The organism is Streptomyces sp. NPDC000878 (assembly GCF_053599695.1).
The window spans coordinates 119,620-142,092 of sequence record NZ_JBSFMT010000002.1 but is presented as its reverse complement, the minus strand read 5'-3'; the positions used below and the strand labels follow the sequence as shown (position 1 = coordinate 142,092).

Here is a 22,473-nt window from a genome sequence, read left to right as displayed (position 1 = left end):
GGGGCGCCCGCTGACGGAGGATGAACCCGTGCAGCCGACTACCGGAAGAGCGGCCCGTGTTGGATGGGGCGAGCGGATCATGGCCGCGATCATCCGCGACCCGCGCAGCGCCCCGCACGCGACCCGCAACGACGCGCTGCTGGCCCTGACGACCGCCGTCGCCGGTACGGCCATGGCCCTGCTCGTCGACGACGGTCGCCGCCCCGACGCACTCGGCTGGACGCTGCTGCTCGCCCTCCAGGTGCCGCTGGTGTGGCGCAGGCGCCGTCCGATGCTGGTCCTCGCGGTGGTGGTGGCGCTGGTGGTGCCGTACCACGCCCTCGACAACAACCACTCGGCGCCGACCCCGGCGGCATTCGTGGCCCTGTACACGGTCGCGGTCACCGGCCGCCCCCTGCGCACGCTGCTGACGGGCACGACGGTTCTCGCCATCTCCATGACGGTCATGCTGACCGTGGACACCAAACAGGCGGTCGAACTCCTGCGCATCTTCGGCTGGATCATCGCCGTCCTGTTCGTCGGCATCGACCTCCGCTTCTACCGCCAGTACATGTCCGCCATCGTCGAGCGCGCCGAGCGGGCCGAACGCACCCGCGAGGAGGAGGCCCGCCGCCGGGTCGCGGAGGAACGCCTGCGCGTGGCCCGTGACCTGCACGACCTGCTGGCCCACACCATCACCCTCGTGGGCGTCCAGACCTCGGTGGCCGCCCATGTCCTGGCCGCCGACCCGGACCGCCTGGACCGGACGGCGGTCGCGAAGGCCCTGGACGACATCGCCGAGACCTGCCGAACGGCACGCGGTGAGCTGCGTACGACGCTGGAGGTACTGCGGGAGGGCCAGGGCGGCGGAGACGGGCGCGGCCCGCTGCCGGGCCTGGCCGGCCTGCCCGACCTCGCGGAGACCGCGCGGCTGGCGGGCGCGAAGGTCGAACTGGCGGTACGGGCGGACGCCGTACCCCCGGCGGTGGGCGCGGCGGCCTACCGCATCGTCCAGGAGGCCCTCACGAACGCCGTACGGCACGGGGGACGGGAGGATCTGACGGTACGGGTGCGGCTGTACGGGGGTGAGGGCGCCCTGCGGGTGGAGGTGACGGACGACGGGGCGGGGATGGGTATGCCTGGGGACGGCAGCGGGTTCGGGCTGGTGGGGATGCGGGAACGGGCGCGGAGTGTGGGCGGCACGCTTGATGCCGGCCCGGGGGCGGACGGGGGGTTCAGGGTGAGTGCGGTACTGCCGTTGCCGGTGAACAGGGAAGACCGGGAGGGGGCCGGATGACCGCGATCCGCGTACTGCTCGCCGACGACCAGACTCTCGTACGGGCGGCCTTCGCGATGCTCGTCGAGTCGGCGCCGGGCATGGAGGTCGTAGGACAGGCGGGTACGGGCCGTCAGGCCGTCGAACTGGCCCGCAGCGCCCGCGCCGACCTGGTCGTCATGGACATCCGGATGCCCGACCTGGACGGTATCGAGGCGACCCGGCTGATCGCCGCCGACGAGGACCTGGCGGGCGTGAAGGTGCTGGTCCTGACGACGTACGACACGGACGAGCACGTGGTGGAGGCGCTGCGCGCGGGCGCGTCCGGCTTCCTGGTCAAGGACACGAAACCGGCGGAACTCCTGGACGCGATCCGCACGGTGGCGGCAGGCGAGGCGCTCCTGTCTCCGGGCCCGACGGCGAGCCTGATAGCCCGCCTGCTGCGCAGCGCCGAGGCGCCGACGCCGACGGGCGGCCCCGAATGCCTCACGGAACGGGAACGCGGGGTGCTGAGGCTGGTCGCCCGGGGCCTGAACAACACGGAGATCGCGGAGACCCTGGGCCTGAGCCCGCTGACCGCGAAGACCCACGTCAGCCGGATCATGGGGAAGCTGGGCGCGCGGGACCGGGCGCAGCTGGTGATCGTGGCGTACGAGTCGGGGTTGGTGACGCCGGGGGCGGGGTGAGGTCGGCGGGGAGTGGCGCAAAGGGGTGCGGTGGGTGGGCGGGTACGTATGTTCCGTACGCGCTACGAGTGGTGACGGTCCGTCAGCGGAGTTACTGTCGCATCGAGTTGCACGGGCACACCCCCCCACTCCACTCCGCAAGGGAGAGCGATGACGCCCCTGAGCCCCCTGAGCCCCTTGAGTCGTACGCTGCTGGCCGCCACCGCGGGCGCGGCGCTGATCACCGCCACCGGCCTCACCACGGCACCGGCCCAGGCGGCGGCCACCCGCTCGTACTGCACGTCGTCGGTCCCCTACACCGCGGGCCAGGGCGGCTACGACACCTACCGCATCCCCGCCACGGTCACGACCCGCAAGGGCACCCTTCTGGCCTTCGCCGAGGGCAGACACGACGGCGCGGGAGACAGCGGAAACATCGACGTGGTCCTGCGCCGCTCCACCGACGGCGGCTGCACCTGGGGTCCGCTGTCGGTGGTCGCGGCCGGGGGCGGTGACACGCGGGGCAATCCGGCGCCGGTGGTGGACCGGCGGACGGGCCGGATCGTGCTGGTGACGTCGTACAACTCCGGCGCGGTGACGGAGGCCCAGATCATGCGGGGCGAGGCGACGCCGGAACAGAGCCGCAGGGTCTTCGTCCAGACCAGCACCGGCGCGAGCGACGGCCGCCGCTTCACGCGCCCGCGCGACATCACGGCCCAGACGAAGCTGCCGAACTGGCGCTGGTACGCGACGGGTCCAGGACATGCTGTTTATTTGGAGAGGGGTCCGCACGCAGGCCGGATCGTCATCCCGTCCAACCACTCGGCGGCCCCGCCGACGGGTTCGTCGGACACGGGCCAGGAGTCCAAGTACTACGGCGGCCACGCGATCTACAGCGACAACGCGGGCCGCACCTGGCACTTGGGCTTCGTGGACGACTCGTACGACGGCATCGTGAACGCCAACGAGACGACCGCGGCCCAACTCCCGGACGGCAGGCTGTACTTCTCGTCGAGGGACCAGAACGGGTCGATGCCCGGGAACCGGCTGGACTCCTACTCAAGCGACGGCGCGAAGTCCTTGGACCGCCCGTACACGGTCCAGCCGACGCTGAACGACGTCCCGATCGTGCAGGGGAGTGTGCTCCAACTCCGGGGCGGTTCGGGTGCGTTGCTGTTCTCGGGACCGTCGGAACCCACGGCGCGGCGGTCGTTGGCGATCTGGCGGAGCGGGGACGGGGGAGAGACGTTCACGAAGGTGCTGACGTTGTCGAACCGTCGGGCGGCCTACTCGGACCTGGTGCCGGTGGACCGGCGGGTGGTGGGGGTGCTGTACGAGACGGGGGATGCCGGGACCTACGAGTCGATCGAGTTCCGGCGGGTGGGTGTGGGGACGGTGTCGTCAGGAATCGGAATCCCCGCGCCGTAACGCGTACAGCGTGGGGACTTGTCGGTTTTCCGACGTCTCTCCGGGGGGCGTCGGGAACGGCATGGCCATGACGTAGAGCGTGCGGCCGTCCGGGCACGCCGTGGCGCCACCGCCGGCGGACAGGGGCTGCTGCCAGCGGGTGGTGCCGGACGCGAGGTCCAGGAAGGTGAGCGTGCCCCGGTCGGTGTACTTCGCGGCGCGGGTGGGGACACAGACCGTGCCGTCGGTCAGGACGGGGCCCTTCGAGCCGACGCGGGTTCCCATGTCGCGGCTCCAGCGGCGGCGGCCGGTGGCGGTGTCGAAGACCTGGACGAGATAGGAACCGGTCGTTTCCGGGGGCTCGTTGCCCCCGGCCAGGACCGTGTCGCCGGAGACGCGGAAGGTCCGCACGATGTCGATGCCCGTGTCCGCCTGCCAGCGCACCCGGCCGGTCGACACGTCGACGGCGACGAGGGTGGTGCGGTACTGGTCGCCGTAACGGCGGACCGCCGCGTACAGCGTGCCGCCCACCCGCTGGACGCTCAGCTCGGTGCCGACCGGCAGGTTCCCCGCCCGCCGCAGCTCCTTCCCCGAAACGGCGTCGAGCGTGACGAACGCGTTGTGCCGCTGGTCAGCACTGCCGCTGCTCGGGCTGGCGGTCATGTGGAGTTCGCGTCCGGCCAGGACCGGGGCGCCCAGGAAGCCTTCCGAAGGGAACTTCCAGCGCAGCGCGCCCGTCGCCAGATCCAGTGCCCAGGCCATCGACCCCTCGGTGAACACCCCGGAGGTCAGATACACCAGACCGTGCCCGGACACCGGCGCCGACGGATCCACTGTCCTCGCGGGCAGCTCGGTGCTCCACCTGATCTGGCCGGACTGGGTGTCGAACGCGTGGACGACGGTCGGCGAGGCCACGACGGCGTCCCCGATCACCACGAGCATGACGTCCCCGGCCGGTGTCGGGGCGTAATCGGTCAGACCGTCGACCTCGCGTTCCCAGAGCACACGGCCCGAGGACGCCTCAAGACCGTTCACCACCGTCCGCCCACCCGTGCGGACGCCGGTGATACAGACAACACCCGCGCCGAACACCGGGACGGACTGGCTGTCGAGGTCCGACAGCGCCTGCCACCGCTTGCCGCCGCGGGACTGGTCCACCGCCATGACCCCGCCGAAACCGGACAGGTACAGGACACCGGCGTGCGCGTTGAGCGCCGAGGGATACACCCCGTCCAGCGGCTCGGCCCAGACCTGCTGCCACGGCCACTGCTCCGCACCGCCGCCGAGAAGCCGCCAGGTCCCGACCCCGCCGGCCACGGCCGCGAGTCCCCCGGCCCCGAGCACCATGAACCGCCGCCGCCCACCGAACCGCCCCGGCACCACGCCATCCGTCGCCGCACCATCCGTTGCCGCACCGTCAGCCGCCGCACCATCAGTCGCCGTCATCCCGCCAGCCGCCCCCGCCCTGCCCCGCCGCACGTGACCCGTTCCGGGGCAGCATTCTCGCGCGGCGGAGGGTGCTTGAAGAAGGACTTCAGCCAACCTGGTTGTCGTACCGTCAGCCCAGCTGCATGACCGTGCTGTAGCCGCTGGTACGGAGTGTGCTGGCGCTGCCGATGGCGGTGGCACCGCCGTGGTACAGCAGCAGTGCCCCGGCGGAGTTGGTCGCCCAGATGTCGGGGTTGCCGTCGCCGGTGTTGTCCGGGCTGCCGTAGAGCTGGGGGAAGAGGGCGGGCGTCATGCCGGTGGCGTAGACGTCGTCCCCGTCCAGGCTGGCGCCGGACGTGCCCAGGCTGGTGAGGACCGTACCCGTGCCGTCGCTCTCCAGGATGCCCTTGCGGAGGTAGAGGGTGCCGCCCGCGATGCGGTAGATCATGTCGGCGGCACCGTCGTTGTTGTAGTCGGCGATCGTGACGAAGTCCCGCGTGCCCCAGTCGGCGGTGGTCATCCGGGTCGCGGTGGTGAAGTAGCCGCCGCTGTAGCCGGAGAAGACCCAGAGTTCGGCGCCGCCCGTGCCACCGGCGACGAAGAGTTCGGGCTGACCGTCGCCGGTGATGTCGCCCGCCGACTTGATCTCGGAGAAGGTGGTGGGGGAGGGGGCGTTGGAGGGCAGTCGTACCTCGATGCGTCGACTGACGTCGAGGCCGCCGTATCCGTCGCCGGGGTAGATGAAGAGCCCGCCGTCGGGGGTGCGCATCACCCAGTCGGTCGCGCCGTCGGCGGGGGCGAAGTCGCCGTTGTGGGTGATCAGGGAGTACTGGGGGTTGGTGGCGGCGCCGTCCCAGAGGTGGGGCGCGGTGTTCCCGTCCATCAGCAGGTTCCAGCGCTCATGGATGCCCCAGGAACCGGAGATCCACGTACCGCTCTTGGAGACCGAGGTGATCAGCAGGTTTCCGGCGGCGGAGAGGGAGGCGAAGTCGGGGGCCCCGTCGCCGCTGAGGTCGCCGGCGGCGTCTGCCTTGGTGCGTGGGGTGACGTAGAAGCTGTATTTGAACTCGGGGGAGATGTTGCCCGCCGCGTCTACGGCCTTGACGTGGAGGAGGTTGGGGCCGGCGGAAGGCGGCTTGACACCCGTGACGGTCAGCGAGGTGACGGGAGTACTGGTGGCGCTGCAGGACTTGGCGAGGCCGTCTGTCGTTCCGCTGGTGCCATTGGCGCAGATCCAACTGGCCGTGTTCGTCGAGTTGATGGAGTAGACGAACTTCACGATGTCCGTTTCCTGTGGGTCACCGACTGTGAAGGTGAAGGCGCCGGCGGTGCCGAACGGCTCCTTTGACCAGACCTCGCTGTCGCCGTTGATGTCGGTGTCCCGGGGGAAGTCCACCGAGCTGGCCGTGGGTGAGGAGGGGAGGGTCGTGTCGTACGTGAACCGGCACCACCTGGTACCGCCGCTGGGCCCCCAACTGCTGCTGGACTGGTCGTCCCAGGCACGTACCCGCCACTGGTAGGTGACGCCGTTGACCAGGCTGTCAAGGCGGGCCGAGCCGGTCTCGCCGTTGCTGATCGTGCTGAAGATGCTTCTCTTGGTGTTGTTGTAGTTGTCGGGGACGTGGGTGCCGTCACGCCCGATCTCGAACTCCAGCTTGGTGAGGACCCCGTCGGGGTCGGTCGCCTTGGCGCTGATGTAGGGCGTGGTCTTGCCGAGCCGGATATAGGGCTCGGTGCTGGTGTCGCACGAACCGGGCTGCATGTCGATCGCGGTCGGGGCGTTGGGCTTGCGGTTGTAGTTGATGTACAGCTGGGGGGCGCCGTCCTCCTCGGCCTTGAACTTCTTCCAGGAGTAGGAGTCCGTTTCCAGGCTGGTCGCGTTGGAGGTGGGGGCGGCGGAGGAGTTGGAGGCCACCAGACCGATGTTGAGGGTGGACCAGCCGTTGTCGGCGGCGTCCTGTGAAGTGGACGTTCGTGTCGGGGCAGGAGCTGTTGGACTTCCAGCCGTAGGCGAACGACTTGGAGGTGATCTTCCGGCTCCAGGTGGGCTGTTTGTTCCAGGTGGTGCCGGAGGAGAACGGGCCGGTGTGCCACACCTGCATGGTGCGCTTGCTGCACGACCAGGAGTGGGTCTCCAGGATTTCCATCCGGGCGCTGGTGACGGTCGCATCCTTGATCGACTTCTGGAACTTGAACTTGAAGAGGGACCGGGCGGTGCCCCAGGTGTCCTTCTCGAAGCCGACCCGGGCTTCCTTGGTGTCTTCGTTGTAGTTGGCGCCGTCGTAGAAGCTGGAGTTGGGGTACTTCTTGTAGACGGTGGTCCAGTTGGCCCTGATACCGACGGTGGAGGGGTCGAGGAAGACCGGGTAGACCGGGGCCTCGGCGGCCGTCAGGTAGGCGTCGGGCGGGGTGATGGTCAGGACGCCGTCGTTGTCCATCGATGCCTTGGCGGTGGTGGCGTGCGCGCCCTCGCCGGGGCCGTGCGCGGCGGGCAGCGCGAGCGTGTCGGTCGCGGCGGCCGGGACGGCGTACGCGGCGGGGTCGGCGTCGGAGGCGACGGGGCTGTTGTTCCAGGGGGCCATCGGGTCGTCCGTGCCCCCGTCCTCCGAGGCGTCACTGTCCGAGGAGTCGCCGTTCCCGGACCACTCCTCGACAACTTCCGGGTTCTCGTTGGTGCCGGTGGAGGCGTCCGGGTCGGTGGCCGGGGTGTCCGTGTCGTGGGTGCCCGCCGAGTCCCACAGGAACGGGGTGGGCGAGACGGTGATCTCGTTGCCGTCCTTGTCCTTGCCGCGCAGGACGTCGGTGGCGGAGTCGAGGGAGAAGGCGAGGGTGGGTGAGGTGAAGCGGTAGCGGGGCGGGGCGGCGGCCAGTGCGGCGGCGGCTTCCGGGGTGTGGACGACCAGGACGTGGGTGTAGCCGGTGTCGCGTGCGGTGAGCATCAGGTCGACGTTCGGGAACACGCCTTCGTACAGCGCCTTGTTGTCCTCGACGACCGGCTCGGGCAGCGTGCCGGGCCACTCGACCTGCACCTCGTGGCCTTCGGCGGTCATCGTCAGCAACGGGGTCCAGGCGGTGTCGGCGACCTGGTCGGCGGCCTGTACCGCGCGCTTGCTCGCCGTGCCGGTCGTCGTGCGGTAGACGGCCGTACGGGCACTGGCGACGGCGGAACTCGCCCCGCTGGCCCGGGCCTTGGAGGCCGGAGCGCGGTCGGGGGCGCCCGTTGCGAAAGTGACCGGGTAAAGGCTGTTCACGGTGGACCAGCCGTCGTCGCCCTGCCGCAGCGAGGTGTCGATCGGAGCCCATTCCCCCTTGGCGTTCTTCGCCCGCTGCGCCTGCGCGGAAACCGCATAGGTGAAGGTGCCGTCGGGGTTGGCGTACGTGATGGAGAACTCGTCGGTCAGTGAGGCGACTTGGACCTTCTGGCCGGTCTTGCGGGCCTGCCGCTGGGCCGTGTCCTCGTCGATCGGTTCGCTTTTGCGCTTGGTCCGGGCGTCGGCCTCGGACGACGTGTTGGACGTGCTGTCGTCGCGCAGGGCCATGACCGTGGCACCGCCTGCCAGCAGCGCGAGCGCAAGTGCGCCGGCGAGGACCGTCCGCCCTCTCCGACTGCCGGTCGTTGCGCTCGGGGGTATTGCCGCGGGGGCCGCCTCGCTCGGTTCGGCGGCGCTGTCGAGGTCGCTCAAGGGGCCCTTCTCCAACACTGATTCGGGGTTGCCCTCGGGTCCGGTGACAGACCGTGCGAACGCGCGACGCGCTGTGCTCGGGCGGTTGGAGTATGAGCAGGCGACCCCTACGAGATCAACACCCTTGTGGAGAGGGGAAACAGGCGGAGCGGAACGATGGGCGGCCAGATACGTTTTTTTGCCATTCTTTGTTCAGATTTGGAAAGTGGCATAGCTAACACACCTTTATCTCGCCTTGACGTGGATCTTCACAAACCCGCAAGTTCGTCCTCATCGTTGATCGCCGTGTGCCAACGGCCTGAACGTTTCTGATGGTTGTGGATCGGGCTGGGGAAGGTCGGTTGGCCGTGGGTGGGGGTTTGTCGTGGTGCGGCAGAGGTTCGCTGGCGCGCAGGTCGTCTCGTGAGCGGTTGATACGCCGAAGAGCGCGGTTCGGTGTCGTCGCCGCCCTGTTCCTCGCCCTCAACATCGCGGTCCTGCCGGGCGCGGTGGCCCTGGGCCCCGACAACAACAACCCCCGTACGACAGAGGTCGAGCTCGACGAGTTGCAGGAGACGGACGCCCTCGTCCTGGACGAGACCGCTACCGGCAAGCTCGATGAACTCGACGGCGTCCCCTCGACCGAGCCGGCCCAGCCGTACGAACCGGCGGCGGTGGTACCGGTGCCGGCGGTGACCGGCACCGATGTGCCGGTCGTCGGCCTGGCCCCGGGCACCACCGAGCAGGTCGCGGCCTCCACCGACGGCACGGTGACCGTCGGCGTCGGAGCACCCGAGGACGCGACGGCCGCCGAGGCCGACGCCCTTGAGGGCGAGTGGACTGTCGAGGTCAAGCCCGAGGCCGAGGCGGTGGCGGCCGGCGCGCAGGGGCTCCTTCTTGAGGTCGACCCGCCGGACACGGCCACGGGCGAGGCGGTCATCCAGATCGACGCGACCCGCTTCGCCGAGGCGTACAGCGCGCAATGGCTGGACCGGCTGTCCTTCGCCCTGATGCCCGCCTGCTACCTCACCACCCCCGACGAGGAAGGGTGTTCGACGGGTATCCCGTTGACCACCGAGGTCGAGCGCACCGCCGACGAGGTGACCGTGCCGGTCGGTGAGACGGGCGACGACACCGGGTCGGAGACGGACCCGGGCGAGGACACGGCGACCGACGAGCCCGCCGAGGACGCCGAGACCGAGAAGCAGGTACAGGAGACGCTCCTCAACCTGACCGTGGACACGGCTGACCTGGCGTCGGTGTCCACGGCCACGTCCACCAGCGTCTCCACGGCCGCGAGCACCGACGAGGGCTCGGTCGACTCGGCCGTGTGGCGCGGCGGCGACCAGGCCGGAAGCGTGCGGCAGGTCGACTCTTCCGTCAACGGTGCGTTGGTGATGGGCACCTCCTACGGGGCGGGCTCGGGCGGCGACTTCGGCGCGACCCCGATCTCCTCGGCCGGTTCCTGGTCGCAGGGCGGCTCGTCCGGAGCCTTCACGTACGCGTACACCATGGCGGGCCCACAGGTCCCGGCCGGTCCCTCCCCGAACGTGACCCTGAGCTACAACTCGCAGTCCTCGGACGGCCGTACGTCCTCCACCAACAACCAGGTCTCGTGGATCGGTGAGGGCTGGGACTACAACCCGGGTGCGATCACCCGCACGTTCGTGGGCTGCGCGGCCGACACGGCGAACGCGAACAACGCGGGCAAGTTCACGGGCGACCAGTGCTGGGGCTCGTACAACGCGGTGCTGTCCCTGAACGGCACCACCACCGAGCTGGTGTTGGACGACGACACCGGTGAATGGAAGAGCGCCCGCGGCGACAACACTCGCGTCGAGCTGCTCACCAGCGACGACTACAAGCGCATCCTCGACGTCACCCACACGTCCAACAACGGTGACAACAACGGGGAGTTCTGGCGGGTCACCACCAGCGACGGCACCCAGTACTACTTCGGCCTGAACCGTCTGCCCGGCTGGGCCTCCGGCAAGGAGGAGACCGAGTCGGTCCTGAACGTGCCGGTGGCGGGCAACCACAGCAGCGACCCGTGCCACGCCACGAAGTTCGAGGACTCCTTCTGCGACCAGGGCTGGCGCTTCCAGCTCGACTACGTCGTCGACCTCAACGGCAACGCGATGTCGCTGTGGTGGGACAAGGAGACCAACGCCTACGCCAAGAACAACAATGTGGCCGAGGCGGTCGAGTACGACCGGGGCGGCTACCTCTCCCGCATCGACTACGGCCAGCGCTCGAACACCCTCTACTCCGCCGAGCCGCTGGGCCGCGTGAACTTCACCGAGGAGGAGCGCTGCTTCAAGGACCCCGGTGTCGGCACGCCGGAGTGCTCCGAAACCAACTTCGACTCCAAGCAGTCGTACCTGACCCGCCCCTGGTACGACACCCCCGCCGACCTCGCCTGCGAGACGGGCGCGAAGTGCTCGACGTACGGCCCGACGTTCTGGTCGCGCAAGCGCCTCGCGACGGTCACCGCATGCGCCCAGCGTCAGCAGGGCGTGACGCTGACCGAGTACAACCCGGCCGACGACTCGGGTTCCCGCTACGCCTGCGGCATCGCGGACACCACGTACGGCACGACCCTCCTCTCGAAGGTGGACTCCTGGAGCCTCGCCCAGTCGTTCCCCTGGGGGCTGACCGGTGAGTACACCGCACTGTGGCTGGAGTCCATCACGCGTACCGGTTACGGGGTGGACGGTGACACCAAGCCCCTCAACCCGGTCCGTTTCGGCGCCAATATGGAGGCGCTGCCCAACCGCGTCAAGGAGGGCTCGGGCGACACGGACCCGCTGTTCGGCCGGCTGCGCATCCAGACAGTTGTCTCCGAGTACGGCGGCAGCACACGCGTCACGTACAAGGCACCCGAAGACGCCTGCGCCACCGGTACGAACCTCCCCGCACCGGACAAGAACACGCTGCGCTGCTATCCGGTCTTCTGGCACGCCGACGGCGAGCTGATCGACAAGCACACGTCCTGGTTCCACAAATACGTGGTCGAGAAGATCACCGAGGACGCGCAGTTGGCGGACGCGGTGAACGACGTGACGACGACGTACGAGTACGAGACCGACGAGAGCGACCTCGTCGCCGGTGCGCTCTGGGCCAAGAACCAGGCGGAGTTCTCCCGCCCGAAGACCCGGACCTGGGACGACTGGCGCGGCTACCCGGTCACCATCACGGTCACCGGTAACAAGGGTGCCCCTTCGGACACCGTCGCTTCCAAGTCGGTCACCCGCTACTTCCGGGGCATGAGCGACGACGTCCTCGCGGACGGCACCAAGCGGACCCTGAAGGCCAAGGACATCACCGGCGCGGTCATCGCGGACGACCTCAAGGCCTACGCGGGCATGGTCGCCGAGTCCCTGACCTACCCCGACTATGACTCGGACACCACAGCCGAGTGGATATCCCGCACGGTCAACTACCCCAACCCCCCGGTGCGGTTGGCCACCCGAGACCGCACCGACGGCCCGGACGTGGTCTCCGAACGCGTCACCCTGGCCAAGGTCAAGACGGTCACCAAGTCCTCGGGCACCCGCCCGGGCGACGACGAGGAACTGCGCACGGTACTGACGGAGACCGACTACGACTCGACGTACGGTCTACCGACCTTGGTCCGCGAGTACGGCGACGAGGCGCAGCCCAACGACGAGTCGTGCACCTACACCTCGTACGTCAACAACGACACCAAGGAAACCACCGCCGTCAGGGGCGTCTACCTGATCGGCCTGGTCAGTCAGACGATCACCACGACGGGTACGTCGACCTGCTCCACGGCGCTGTCGGCGGCGACGGGTTCGACACTGGTCACCGGCTCGCGCGTCTTCTACGACGACGCCACCTCGCTGACCGCCACGCCCACCAAGGGCCAGGCGACCCGCACGGTGGTGCCGACGGAGGCGGGTACGGGCTGGAACTCCTCCTACCCCGAGTCGCGGACGACGTACGACGGCTTCGGCCGGGTCACGAAGGTCACCGGCCCCACCGGGCTGGCCAACACCACGGCCTACGGGCCGTCCTCCGGCCAGGTCTACGAGATCACGACGGTCCAGGGCACGAATGTCGTCGAGGGCGCGGAGACCGGACTGATCTCGGTCACCACGGTGGAACCCGGCCGCGGCGCCACCCTGACCTCGACCGACCCCAACGGCCGCTCCACGTCGTACGAGTACGACGCGCTGGGCCGTACGACGGCAGCCTGGGACCCCACCCAACCTGCCACGGACGACCCCACGGCGCGCTACACGTACAACACTGTTGAGAACGAGCCGGTGTCCGTCGTCACCGAGTCCCTGGAGCGGAACCCCACCTCGGCGGCCGACGGCACCAAGGCCGTCTACACGGCCTCCACCGCGATCTACGACGGTCTGGGCCGCGAACGGCAGTCCCAGACCCCGGCGGTGGGCGGCGGAAAACTGGTCACCGACACCTTCCACAACTCCTCCGGCCAGGTCAGCAAGACCAACAACGCCTACTACATGGCGGGCGAGCCGAGCACCAAGCTGGTCGTTCCCGACTCCGACTCGCTCGTCCCCAACGAGACGAGATACACGTACGACGGCCTGGGTCGCGTGCTGACGGTCACGCCGTACCACAGCTCGTACGCACAGGACGGCACGACGCACGACAATGGCGGGACGGCCGTGCCCAGCACGGACCGCACCACCCGCTACGAGTACGGCCTCGACTACACGATCGTCCGTCAGCCGAAGGGCACGCCCGGCTCCCGGGTGTGGACGGACGCGCTGGGCCGTACGGTGCAGCAGGACACGTACAGCGACACGGCGCTGACCGATGCCAACGCGATCTCCACTACGTACGAGTACGACCTGCGCGGCGACATGGTCACCTCCACGGACGAGGTGGGCCACACCCGCACCTGGAAGTACGACGCACTCGGCCGGGTCACCGACACCACCGACCCCGACTCCGGCGCCACGAACACCGACTACGACGCGGCGGGCCGCGTGGCCTCGGCGACCGATGCCCTCGGCGGGAAGCTGGCGTACAGCTATGAGCGCTACCTTCGGGTGTCGGAGGTCAACTTCACCCCGGCGGGCGCGACTTCGGGCACCATGGTCCAGTCGTACGCCTACGACTCCGCCCCTGGCGGCAAGGGCCAGCTGGCCTCGGCGATCCGCTACGAGGACGGCAGCAAGGCGTACAAGACGTCGATCGCCGGGTACACGGCGGACTACCAGCCGACGTCGATGACGCTGACCATGCCCTCGGGCACGACGGTGGGCACGACCGCGGACGGCTTCAAGACCGAGTACACGTACAACTACACGTACAACGAAGACGGTCAGCTGGAGAAGTACACCACCCCCGAGGTGGGCGGCCTGACCGCCGAGTCCGTCATCACCCGCTACAACCAGGCCGGGCTCCCGGTCACGGTCTCCGGCGACGACTGGTACGTCACCGAGACCGACTACTCGCCCTACGGGCAGGTGCTGCGCTCGACGGTCGGCGAGATCGGCCACCGCCTGTGGCAGGACAACTCGTTCAACGAGTCCACGGGCGAACTGCTCACCAGCGCGCTGGTCCGGGAGAACGCGACCGACACGTCGGTCGTGGCCGCCCATGAGGTGAGCGAGCGCGCCTACGCCTACGACGCCTCGGGCAACATCCTGTCGGTCTCGGACAACCTCGGCTCGGGCCCCACGTCCACCACCGACCAGCAGTGCTTCACGTACGACACGCTCGGACAGCTGAAGACGGCATGGACGACACCGAGCGGCAAGGCATGCAAGGCGGACGGTAAGAGCACGGCCGAGCCGGTGTACTCCGACGGAACGGTCAACGTCTCCTCGAACAACGCGGGTTACTGGCAGTCGTACACCTACGACGTGCTGGGCAACCGGGAGTCGAAGACGGTCCACAAGGCGGACCCGACAGTCACCTCCGGGACGGTGGCCACCAACAACGACGTGACGACCGACTACAACTTCGGCGAGAACGACGTCGCCACGGTCAAGAACGACCAGCCGCACACCCTGACCTCGTACGACACCACGACCCACACGGCGGCCGGAGCCGAGGTCAAGACCCGCTCCACACAGACGTACGACGACGCGGGCAACCTCATCAACCGCACCACGGGCGGTGACACGTCCCAGGGCCTGACCTGGACGTGGGACGGCCAGGTCGAGTCGGTGACGGGCTTCGGGCCGGAGGGTTCCGGGGCCTGGGTGGGCGCGTCGGAGATGTGCCTGGACCTCACGGGTTCCAGCACCACGGCGGGCACGGCCCTCCAGTTGTACGTGTGCAACGGCACCAAGGCGCAGAACTTCCGCCTTGAGGCGTTGGACACCGACAACAACGGCACGGTCGAGAACGCGGCCGTCGGCCAGTTCGTGGTCGGCGGGAGCTGCGCCCAGCCCAACGGCACGGCGGCGGGCGCGGCGGTCCAGATCCAGCCCTGCAACAAGGCCACGGCGGCACAGCGCTGGGAGGTCCTGGACACGGGCCTGATCAAGCTCGTGGGCACGAGCCTGTGCATGAACGCCGCGTTGCTGACGAACGGCGTGGACCTGGTCCTGGCGACCTGCTCGGCGTCGGCGACGGGCCAGGTGTTCAAGCCGGCCTCGAAGACGACGTACGTGTACGACGCCATGGGCAACCGTGTACTGGAGCGCTCGGCCGCCGGCGCGGTCCTGCACCTGCCGGACACGACGGTCGCCCTGACACCGACGGGCAAGCTCCGCTCGGCGGAGCGTTCCTACGGCCACGGCGGCGCCCCGACCGTGACGCGCTACCGCGAGGCGTCCTCGACGTCCGGCGTGGACGAGCAGGTGTTCGCGAACGCGGTGGACCACAACGGCACCCCGCTGGCCGAGGTGCAGCTGGACGGCGACCAGTCGGTACGGGTGAGCAAGAAGGACCCGTGGGGCGAGGACCGCACGTCGAACGTGGCGACACGCTCGCGCACGGCGTACGCGACGGGCGACGACGACGCGGGCTCGGGCCTGGTGCACCTGGGAGCAAGGGAGTACGACCCCGCGACCGGCCGCTTCATCTCGGTGGACCCGGTCCTGGACCAGAGCGACCCGCTCCAGGCGAACGGCTACTCGTACGCGAACAACAACCCGGTCACACACTCGGACCCGAGCGGCCTCACCTCATCGGCGTCGAGCTTCGACGCGTCGATGGCGGCACTGGACGCGAAGATCGCGGAGTACCAGCGGACGCTGTCGGTCTCGATCGGCGATGTGATCCTGTCGGTCGGCTGGGCGGTGTTCAAGGAGTTCGTCGGCTGGAACGACATCGTGGGCTGCTTCTCGCAGGGTGACCTGTGGGCGTGTGGCAGCCTGCTGATGGACGCGATTCCGTGGACGAGCGTCTTCTCCAAGGGCAAGAAGATGTGGAAGGCCTTCAAGGCCACGCTGGGCGCGGTGAAGGCCTGGCGGGCGGCGAAGGTGGTCGCGGAGGCGGGCCTGAAGGCGGCGAAGGCGGCCAAGGCGGCGCTGATCAAGGCGAAGAAGGCGGCGGAGGCCGCGGCGGCCGAGGCGAAACGCAAGGCGAGAGCAGCGGCCAAGGCCGCAGCCGAAGCCGCGAAGAAGAAGTCGCATACAGGGTCCAAGGGCGCCCGGGGCAACGCCCCACAGGTCCAGGCACGCAAGACGGCTCAGTCCAAGGGCTCGGACGGTGGCGGCAAGGCGGAGTCCAAGTCCGGTGGCTCACGCGGGGGTTCGGGACGCGACGACTCCGGCGGTGACAGCGGATCGAGCGGTGGAAGTCCCGGCTGCACGAACAACAGTTTTACCCCGGAGACCAGGGTTCTGATGGCCGACGGCTCGACCAAGGCGATCAAGGACGTCAAGGTCGGTGACAAGGTCATGGCCACCGACCCGGAGACCGGTGTGACCCGGGTGGAGACGGTCACCTCCGAAATCAAGGGCACGAGCCTCAAACACCTCGTCAAGGTCACCATCGACACCGACGGCGCAAAGGGCACGAAGACCGCCGAGATCACCGCGACCGACCGTCACCCCTTCTGGGTCCCCGAACTCGGCAAGTGGACCGACGCCACCGACCTCCAGCCCGGCCAGTGGCTCCAGACCGGAGCCGGCACCCGCATCCAGATCACCGCCATCAAGCGCTGGACCACCCAGGACGTTACCGTCCATAACCTCTCCGTCAGCAACATCCACACGTACTATGTGCTCGCAGAGGCCGCACCGGTACTGGTACACAACTGCAGCAGCGTTGTCTTGGGTGTTGAGGAACACTCAGATGCTCTTGCGGCGAAATTGCGAGCAGCAGGTGACGCGAACGCACAAACATTCAATGGACCAGCCTATGGTGGCGTGAATTCAGCAGGAGTTCCACAGTGGATGTCCGGCGTCATGTCCGGCGTGGCAGACGAGAATGTCACTCTCTCAATTACGCTTGATGGGATGCCAGGAGCAGGTGGGACACCCGCTGCAATATCTGATGCCTTTGGGGTGGCAGTGCGGCGCGGCCGGCAGTTCGGGATCGGTCCTGGTCAGGAACTCCCCGGTCCTGGTGCAGGAACGGCATGGGAGATGAGCGTGGTAGAGAGGCAGGTGAGAATGGGTAATCGCTCGTGGGACTCCATAGAGTGGTACTCCGGAGGGGAGAGGGTGCTGGATGTAATGAATCCATTCGCGTGACTAAAGCCAACGCGGATGGGTTGAATGGAGAATCCCTGAAGGGGTGAAATGGAATTTAGTGAGCCTAATAGAATCTTTAAGGTGTGGGAATATTCGGTCACGCATCGATCCCTGCTCCTGCGTAGTGATTCTGATCTCGGTCTTGCATCTAAGCCTCGAATTGAAGTGCATGCAGGGAATGTTCAGGTCATGTTTCTGAGGTCATCGATGAAGGGACTCGTTATTCGGAAAGTATCGGGTAGCGAAGCCGACGCTTTGGCTAGAAAGTACGGAATTGTTGAATATTTGGACTACATTTTCCTTCTGGAGTCCATGGGTGGGGAGGGTCTCATTGTTTCGGGTAATCCATCGTGGGCGATGGCTGATTGTCCAGTCGATGCGCCGTCGTTCTTCTCTAGGAGCAACGAGATTGATCGATACCCCGGTGCCGCCATCAGTCAAATCGCGTAGTTAGCCTCGATTCGCCAGCGGTCGTGAGTGTGTTACCGGGCTGCTGGTTCACCCCGTTTGTCCCGCGTGATCGCGGGCGAGGTTGTGGCGTGTCGCTGCGCCGGGGTGCCACGGCACGCGGAGGCGGTGCGGGCGTACTCCTTCCGCAGTGTCGCGGGCTGGTGGGTGAGGCGTCAGGTGACGATCGGCAGGGCGGTCCGGGCCAGGTGTTCAGGCCAGCCTTGAAGACGACGCATGTGTACGAGGGGATGGGCAACCGTGTGCTGGAGCTCTGCGGCGGGCGCGGTGCTGCACCTGTCGGACGCGAGCGTGTCGGTTATGGGCACGGGTGGCGGGATCATCGGGCAGGCCCCGGAAACGCCGTGGCGATCTCGGCCCAGACGGTGACGCCGCTGGTGGTTTGCCGTCTTCCCCAACGGGCTGCCAGTGCGTCGGTGATCAGCAGTCCGCGTCCGCGCTCTTCCTCGGGACTCGGCCCCGTCGGCGTGTGTACCACCGGCGCGTACCCCTTGCCCTCGTCGGTCACACTGACCGTGGCCGTTTCAGCGGCCAGGGTCAGCGCGACCGTGATGGTTCGACTGTCGGTGTGTTCCAGGGCGTTGGCCGCCAACTCCCCGGTGATCGTTTCCAGATCGTCCACCACGCTGGAAGGCAGATCCCGCAACTCGGCCATGCTCCGCACGCAGCGCCGGGCGGCGCGAGCCGAGGTGAGGTCTGTACCCGGGAACGAGAACTCGGCGAACGTTTGAGGGCCGGCTGCGGTGTGTGTGAGTACGTCATGGACGTTCTCACCGAGCTGAGGAGCGCCGTACCCCACTGCTCCGAGCCGGTCACCTCGGCACTCGGCAATGAGTAGTGCGTCCCGGAGTGCGTCGGTCAACTGGGCTACCAGCGAGCCCAGTTCACTGATCGACAACTCTGGGGCTGCGATTAACTCCTGCGCGCGGCCGAGGAGCCTGTCCGCGAGGCCGAGTTGTACGGCCTCAACCCGGTCGGCGATCCGCGAGACGGGGCCGTCGCCGTCCGAGATGAGGAGGCAGGGCTGTCCCTCGCTTCCGGTCCAGGGCAGAAGCCGTACCGCTTGCTTCACTGCGCTGTCGCTCACGTCCATCACGCAACCTCCAGTTGGCGGTGAACGTCGAGCGCGTCGAGGTCGACACCGTAGGCGGCGAACCACGGGGTGTCGCGACGCAGTCGCTGAAGCCGGGCCGTCTCCTCATGCTCGTACGCGGCGAGGTAGGGGCGGACGAGCACGGTGGTGGTGCCGTCGATGGGCTCGTACCAAGGGCGGACTGTGGGAGCGACAGCGATGCCGGGCGGCTTGAACCGTGTGTACACAGGGGTGCGCCGGTGCGGCACCGGCAAGGACTGGCCGATTCGATGGCAGTGGCCGGAGGGGGCCGTGAACCCGCGTAGCAGGCGGGCGAAAGATGCAATGAGTCCGCTCACGTCCTGAACTCCTCAAAGGTCGAAGGGCGGTGGTCGATCCGACCGTTGCGGGAAGCCTGCCATGGGAATCCCATGGCAGAAATGTGCATGGAGGGAGTTCGCTGATGTGGGTGACAGGCATCGGATTCATGTCCGAAGCGCTCAAGTAGTCCATAAAGTCGGCGCTGTTGGCCGAAGGAACCGGGGCAGGCCGGCCAGCTCCCTGACAGGAAGGCATACTGGATCATGACCGCCACACAGACGGGCCCGGCCGGCCGCATGCAGATCGCACGCGGTCTGGTCTCGCTTCGGGAGCGATGCGGGCTCACACAGACGCAGGTGGCCGAACGGGCGGGCGTCAGTACGACGACTGTGAGCCGCTACGAAACCTGGCAGGACCGGGCCCGCATCCGATGGGCCACGGTCAAAGCCCTGGCCGACGCCTGTGACGCCACGACGCAGGAGTGCGAAGCCCTCGTGGGCATCGCCAAGTCACAGACCGACGGTTGGTGGGTCGGGAACAGCGCGGTGCCGGAATGGCTGGACCCGCTGGTCTCCTTCGAGCACGAAGCGGCGTACGAGCACGTCTACGCGAACAGTGTTGTCCCTGGCCTGCTCCAGACGAAGGAGTACGCCCTCGCCATCCATCAGGCCCGTGAAATGCGCAGCTCGAACGATGAGATCGAGCGGATGGTGGAGGCGCGCATCAAACGCCAGGGCATCTTGCGACGGGACCCGGAACTGCACCTGTGGGTGATCCTGGACGAGGCCGTCCTGCGCAGAACGGTCGGCGATTCCAAGGTCATGGCCCAACAGCTTGAGCACCTTCAAGAGGAGGCCAAGAGCCCCAACATCGAGGTTCAGATCCTGCCGTTCAGCGCGGGGGCACATGCTGCGGGAGCCGGGCACTTCGTGATCCTCGGACGGGACGACGAGCGGCAACCGCTCAACTCCATGGCGGTTGTGTACATCGAGATGCGCCGACGTGGGCTGTATCTCGATGACGCGGAGGACGTGGGTGCCTATAAGTTGACCTTCGACTACCTTCGTTCGCAAGCCGCCAACACCAGAGCCTCGTCGCGGCTGATCGCCGGAGCACGACAGGAGCTGTCCTCGTGACTGATATAGCAAATGCCCCTGCGGACGCGATAGTTGCGACGTGGTTCAAGAGCAGCTACAGCGGCGGCGAAGGCAACGAGTGCGTCGAGATCGCCGACCTCCGCACTCAAGTGGCCGTACGGGATTCAAAAGTCCCCCATGGGTACGTACTCACCCTGTCCGCCGTTGCCTTCGCCACCTTCGTTGGAGGCATCGCGAAGGCGGCGGAGATCTTCGGCACCACAACGCAGGCTGCCACGGTGAACGCTGCCCTGGAGGACGTGATCAAGGGTGGGAAGCGTGCGTCGTTTCTGGGCTGGCTTGCCGAAGGCGGTCTGCCGGACCTCACCGGACCGCTCCGCCCTCGCGGCCGGTAACCCGGTGCACCCGTCCTCCTACAACAACCCCGCCCCCGCCAAAAACTTCCCCACCCGCTCCACCTCGTCCTCCGACAACGGAATCTGCGGATCAGCGGTAACCGGGCAGTCAATAACCCCCCGCAAGTACAGCGCCGCCTTGAACGCCCCCAGCCCCGCCGAGCTGCCCCCCATCCGCACCGGATCCCCCGCCCCCACCATCCCGAACAGCACGCACAACCGTTCCTGCTCGGCCCGGGCCCGGTCCCAGTCGCCCGCCCGGCAGAACCGGTACAGGCGTACGTAACCCCCCGGGTCGACGTTCGCGAGACCCGGGACCGCCCCGTCCGCCCCCATCGCCAGCGCCGAGTCCACCAGCAGTTCGCTGCCCGTCAGGACGCTGAAGCCGGTGATCCCGGGGTGTTCCCGCCTGCCCGTCACCACGGACCGGAACGACGCCAGGTCCCCGCTGGAGTCCTTCAACCCAGCCAGTACGCCGTCCGCCGCCAGTTCCAGGACCAGGCCCGGAGGCAGTTTGCTGTGGACCGATGCCGGGAGGTCGTACGCCACCACCGGGACCGGGCTGCCCGATGCCACCAGGCGGAAGTGGCGGGCGATCTCCGAGGGGTGTGTGCGGGTGTAGAAGGGGGCCGTCACCACCACCGCGTCCGCGCCCGCCGCCGAGACCGACCGTACGTGGTCCAGTACCCGGGGTGTCGTCATGTCGATCGCGCCCGCCAGGACCGGGAGCGCGCCGGCGACATGGCCCACCACCGTCTCCACCACCAGCCTGCGCTGATCGTCCGTCAGATACGCCGCCTCGGACGACGAACCGAGCACGAACAGGCCGTCCACGCCCGCTTCCACCAGGTGGTCGACCAGCCTGACGAGTGAGCGTACGTCCACCCCGCGGTCCGGTGTCAGGGGAGTGCAGACAGGAGGGACGACACCGGTCAGGGGGGTGGGGAAGGTCATCAGGGCTCCCTGGGGTCTTTCGGGGTGGGCGGTGGTGCTGCGGAGGTGTTCCGCAGGTCAGAGGCCATGTCGGGCACGGCGGCTACCGCCTGGGCGACCAGGTCCCGCGTCGCCCGGCCCTCCTCCACAGGGTGATGGCAACGGAAACGGTGTCCCGGGATTGACGCGGCCGTGAACTCCGGCATCCCCTCCGCGCACACCTCGCTCGCCTTCCAGCAGCGGGTGCGGAACGGGCAGCCGGACGGGGGGTGGGTCGCTGAGGGGACCGGGCCGACCAGCGGGATCGGGTCGATCGGGTCCAGCAGGCCCGGCGTCGCCGAGAACAGGGCCCGGGTGTACGGGTGACGCGCTCCGTCCGTCACCTCGTCCGCCGGGGACTCCTCCACGATCCGGCCCAGGTACATCGTGATCACCCGGTCGCTCATCCGCCGTACCGTCTGGATGTCGTGCGAGACGAAGACGAGCGCCAGACCCAGCCGCTCCTTCAGGTCCAGGAGGAGGTTCAGGATCTGGGCTCGGACCGATACGTCCAGGGCGCTGGTCGGTTCGTCCGCCACCACCAGGTCCGGGTTCAGTGCCAACGCCCTTGCGATCGCGACTCGTTGGCGTTGGCCGCCCGAGAGTTGGCCCGGCAAGCCGTCCGCCAGTGCCCGCGGTAGGCCTACCAGGCCCATCAACTCCCTTACTCTCTCCTCCCGTTCCTTCTGCGTGCCTCGCCTGTGCACGTCCAGCGGGTCGCGGAGGATCTGGCGGATCGTCAGGCGGCGGTTCAGGGCCGTCGACGGGTCCTGGAAGATCATGCCGGTGCCTGTGCCGATGGCCGATCTGCGTTCCGCCGGCTTCATTGTCCACAAGTCGGCGCCACGGAAGGAGACTTGGCCGTACGTCGGTGGCTGTACGCCCACCAGTACCTTCGCCAGCGTCGACTTCCCGCACCCCGACTCGCCCACCACGCCCACCGTCTCGCCGGGCGCGACCCTGAAGTCGGCGCCTGTCAGGGCGTACACGCGGTCCCGGGTGAACAGGCCGCCGCTGCGGGCCTTGTGGACCACGTGCGTGTCCGACAGTTCCACCAACGGAGTCGACATGGACGTA

The 22,473-nt window shown here is 68.2% G+C and carries 13 protein-coding genes; 6 read left to right on the top strand and 7 right to left on the bottom strand.

Features of this window, described 5'->3' with window-relative positions:
* Nucleotides 1–79: 79 nt before the first annotated feature.
* The 3 genes from ACWDR4_RS02295 (at nucleotide 80) to ACWDR4_RS02285 (ending at nucleotide 3,348) form a co-directional block, all read left to right on the top strand.
* On the top strand, nucleotides 80–1,276 hold the full coding sequence (locus ACWDR4_RS02295) for a sensor histidine kinase (protein ID WP_450402792.1): 1,197 nt from the start codon (nucleotides 80–82) through the stop codon (nucleotides 1,274–1,276).
* Nucleotides 1,273–1,941: a response regulator gene (locus tag ACWDR4_RS02290; protein ID WP_450402789.1), complete on the top strand. Its 669-nt coding sequence runs from the start codon at nucleotides 1,273–1,275 to the stop codon at nucleotides 1,939–1,941. The genes ACWDR4_RS02295 and ACWDR4_RS02290 overlap by 4 nt, the downstream gene beginning before the upstream one ends.
* A 150-nt stretch (nucleotides 1,942–2,091) precedes the next feature.
* On the top strand, nucleotides 2,092–3,348 hold the full coding sequence (locus ACWDR4_RS02285; RefSeq protein ID WP_450402788.1) for a sialidase family protein: 1,257 nt from the start codon (nucleotides 2,092–2,094) through the stop codon (nucleotides 3,346–3,348).
* Here ACWDR4_RS02285 and ACWDR4_RS02280 read toward each other — a convergent pair.
* The 3 genes from ACWDR4_RS02280 to ACWDR4_RS02270 form a co-directional block, all read right to left on the bottom strand.
* A complete protein-coding gene (locus ACWDR4_RS02280; protein WP_450402785.1) occupies nucleotides 3,322–4,773 on the bottom strand; it encodes an outer membrane protein assembly factor BamB family protein in 1,452 nt (483 codons plus the stop codon). The two genes, ACWDR4_RS02285 and ACWDR4_RS02280, sit on opposite strands and share 27 nt — an antisense overlap.
* Before the next feature lie 112 nt (nucleotides 4,774–4,885).
* A complete protein-coding gene (locus ACWDR4_RS02275) occupies nucleotides 4,886–5,524 on the bottom strand; it encodes an FG-GAP repeat domain-containing protein (protein ID WP_450403326.1) in 639 nt (212 codons plus the stop codon).
* Nucleotides 5,525–6,386: 862 nt separating this feature from the next.
* Nucleotides 6,387–8,438: a hypothetical protein gene (locus ACWDR4_RS02270; protein WP_450402783.1), complete on the bottom strand. Its 2,052-nt coding sequence runs from the start codon at nucleotides 8,436–8,438 to the stop codon at nucleotides 6,387–6,389.
* 410 nt (nucleotides 8,439–8,848) lie between these two features.
* On the opposite strand from ACWDR4_RS02270, the gene ACWDR4_RS02265 reads away from it, so the two are divergent.
* A complete protein-coding gene (locus ACWDR4_RS02265; RefSeq protein WP_450402781.1) occupies nucleotides 8,849–17,071 on the top strand; it encodes a ricin-type beta-trefoil lectin domain protein in 8,223 nt (2,740 codons plus the stop codon).
* Between the two features lie 787 nt (nucleotides 17,072–17,858).
* Here ACWDR4_RS02265 and ACWDR4_RS02260 read toward each other — a convergent pair.
* Nucleotides 17,859–18,626, bottom strand: coding sequence for an ATP-binding protein (locus tag ACWDR4_RS02260; protein ID WP_450402779.1), 768 nt, complete (start codon nucleotides 18,624–18,626; stop codon nucleotides 17,859–17,861).
* A gap of 5 nt (nucleotides 18,627–18,631) precedes the next feature.
* Nucleotides 18,632–18,970, bottom strand: coding sequence for a hypothetical protein (locus ACWDR4_RS02255; RefSeq protein WP_450402776.1), 339 nt, complete (start codon nucleotides 18,968–18,970; stop codon nucleotides 18,632–18,634).
* A gap of 225 nt (nucleotides 18,971–19,195) precedes the next feature.
* On the opposite strand from ACWDR4_RS02255, the gene ACWDR4_RS02250 reads away from it, so the two are divergent.
* Both ACWDR4_RS02250 and ACWDR4_RS02245 read left to right on the top strand, forming a co-directional pair.
* Complete coding sequence (locus ACWDR4_RS02250; protein ID WP_450402773.1) at nucleotides 19,196–20,068, top strand: helix-turn-helix domain-containing protein; 873 nt, start codon at nucleotides 19,196–19,198, stop codon at nucleotides 20,066–20,068.
* Complete coding sequence (locus ACWDR4_RS02245; protein ID WP_450402770.1) at nucleotides 20,065–20,424, top strand: DUF397 domain-containing protein; 360 nt, start codon at nucleotides 20,065–20,067, stop codon at nucleotides 20,422–20,424. Before ACWDR4_RS02250 ends, ACWDR4_RS02245 begins: the two co-directional genes overlap by 4 nt.
* 18 nt (nucleotides 20,425–20,442) lie before the next feature.
* Here ACWDR4_RS02245 and ACWDR4_RS02240 read toward each other — a convergent pair whose 3' ends face one another.
* Nucleotides 20,443–21,378 (bottom strand): dihydrodipicolinate synthase family protein, encoded by a 936-nt coding sequence (locus ACWDR4_RS02240; protein ID WP_450402768.1) that lies wholly within the window; start codon nucleotides 21,376–21,378, stop codon nucleotides 20,443–20,445.
* The gene (locus ACWDR4_RS02235) at nucleotides 21,378–22,466 is read right to left on the bottom strand and encodes an oligopeptide/dipeptide ABC transporter ATP-binding protein (RefSeq protein WP_450402765.1); all 1,089 of its coding nucleotides are present in this window, start codon (nucleotides 22,464–22,466) and stop codon (nucleotides 21,378–21,380) included. The genes ACWDR4_RS02240 and ACWDR4_RS02235 overlap by 1 nt, the downstream gene beginning before the upstream one ends.
* Between the last annotated feature and the right edge of the window lie 7 nt (nucleotides 22,467–22,473).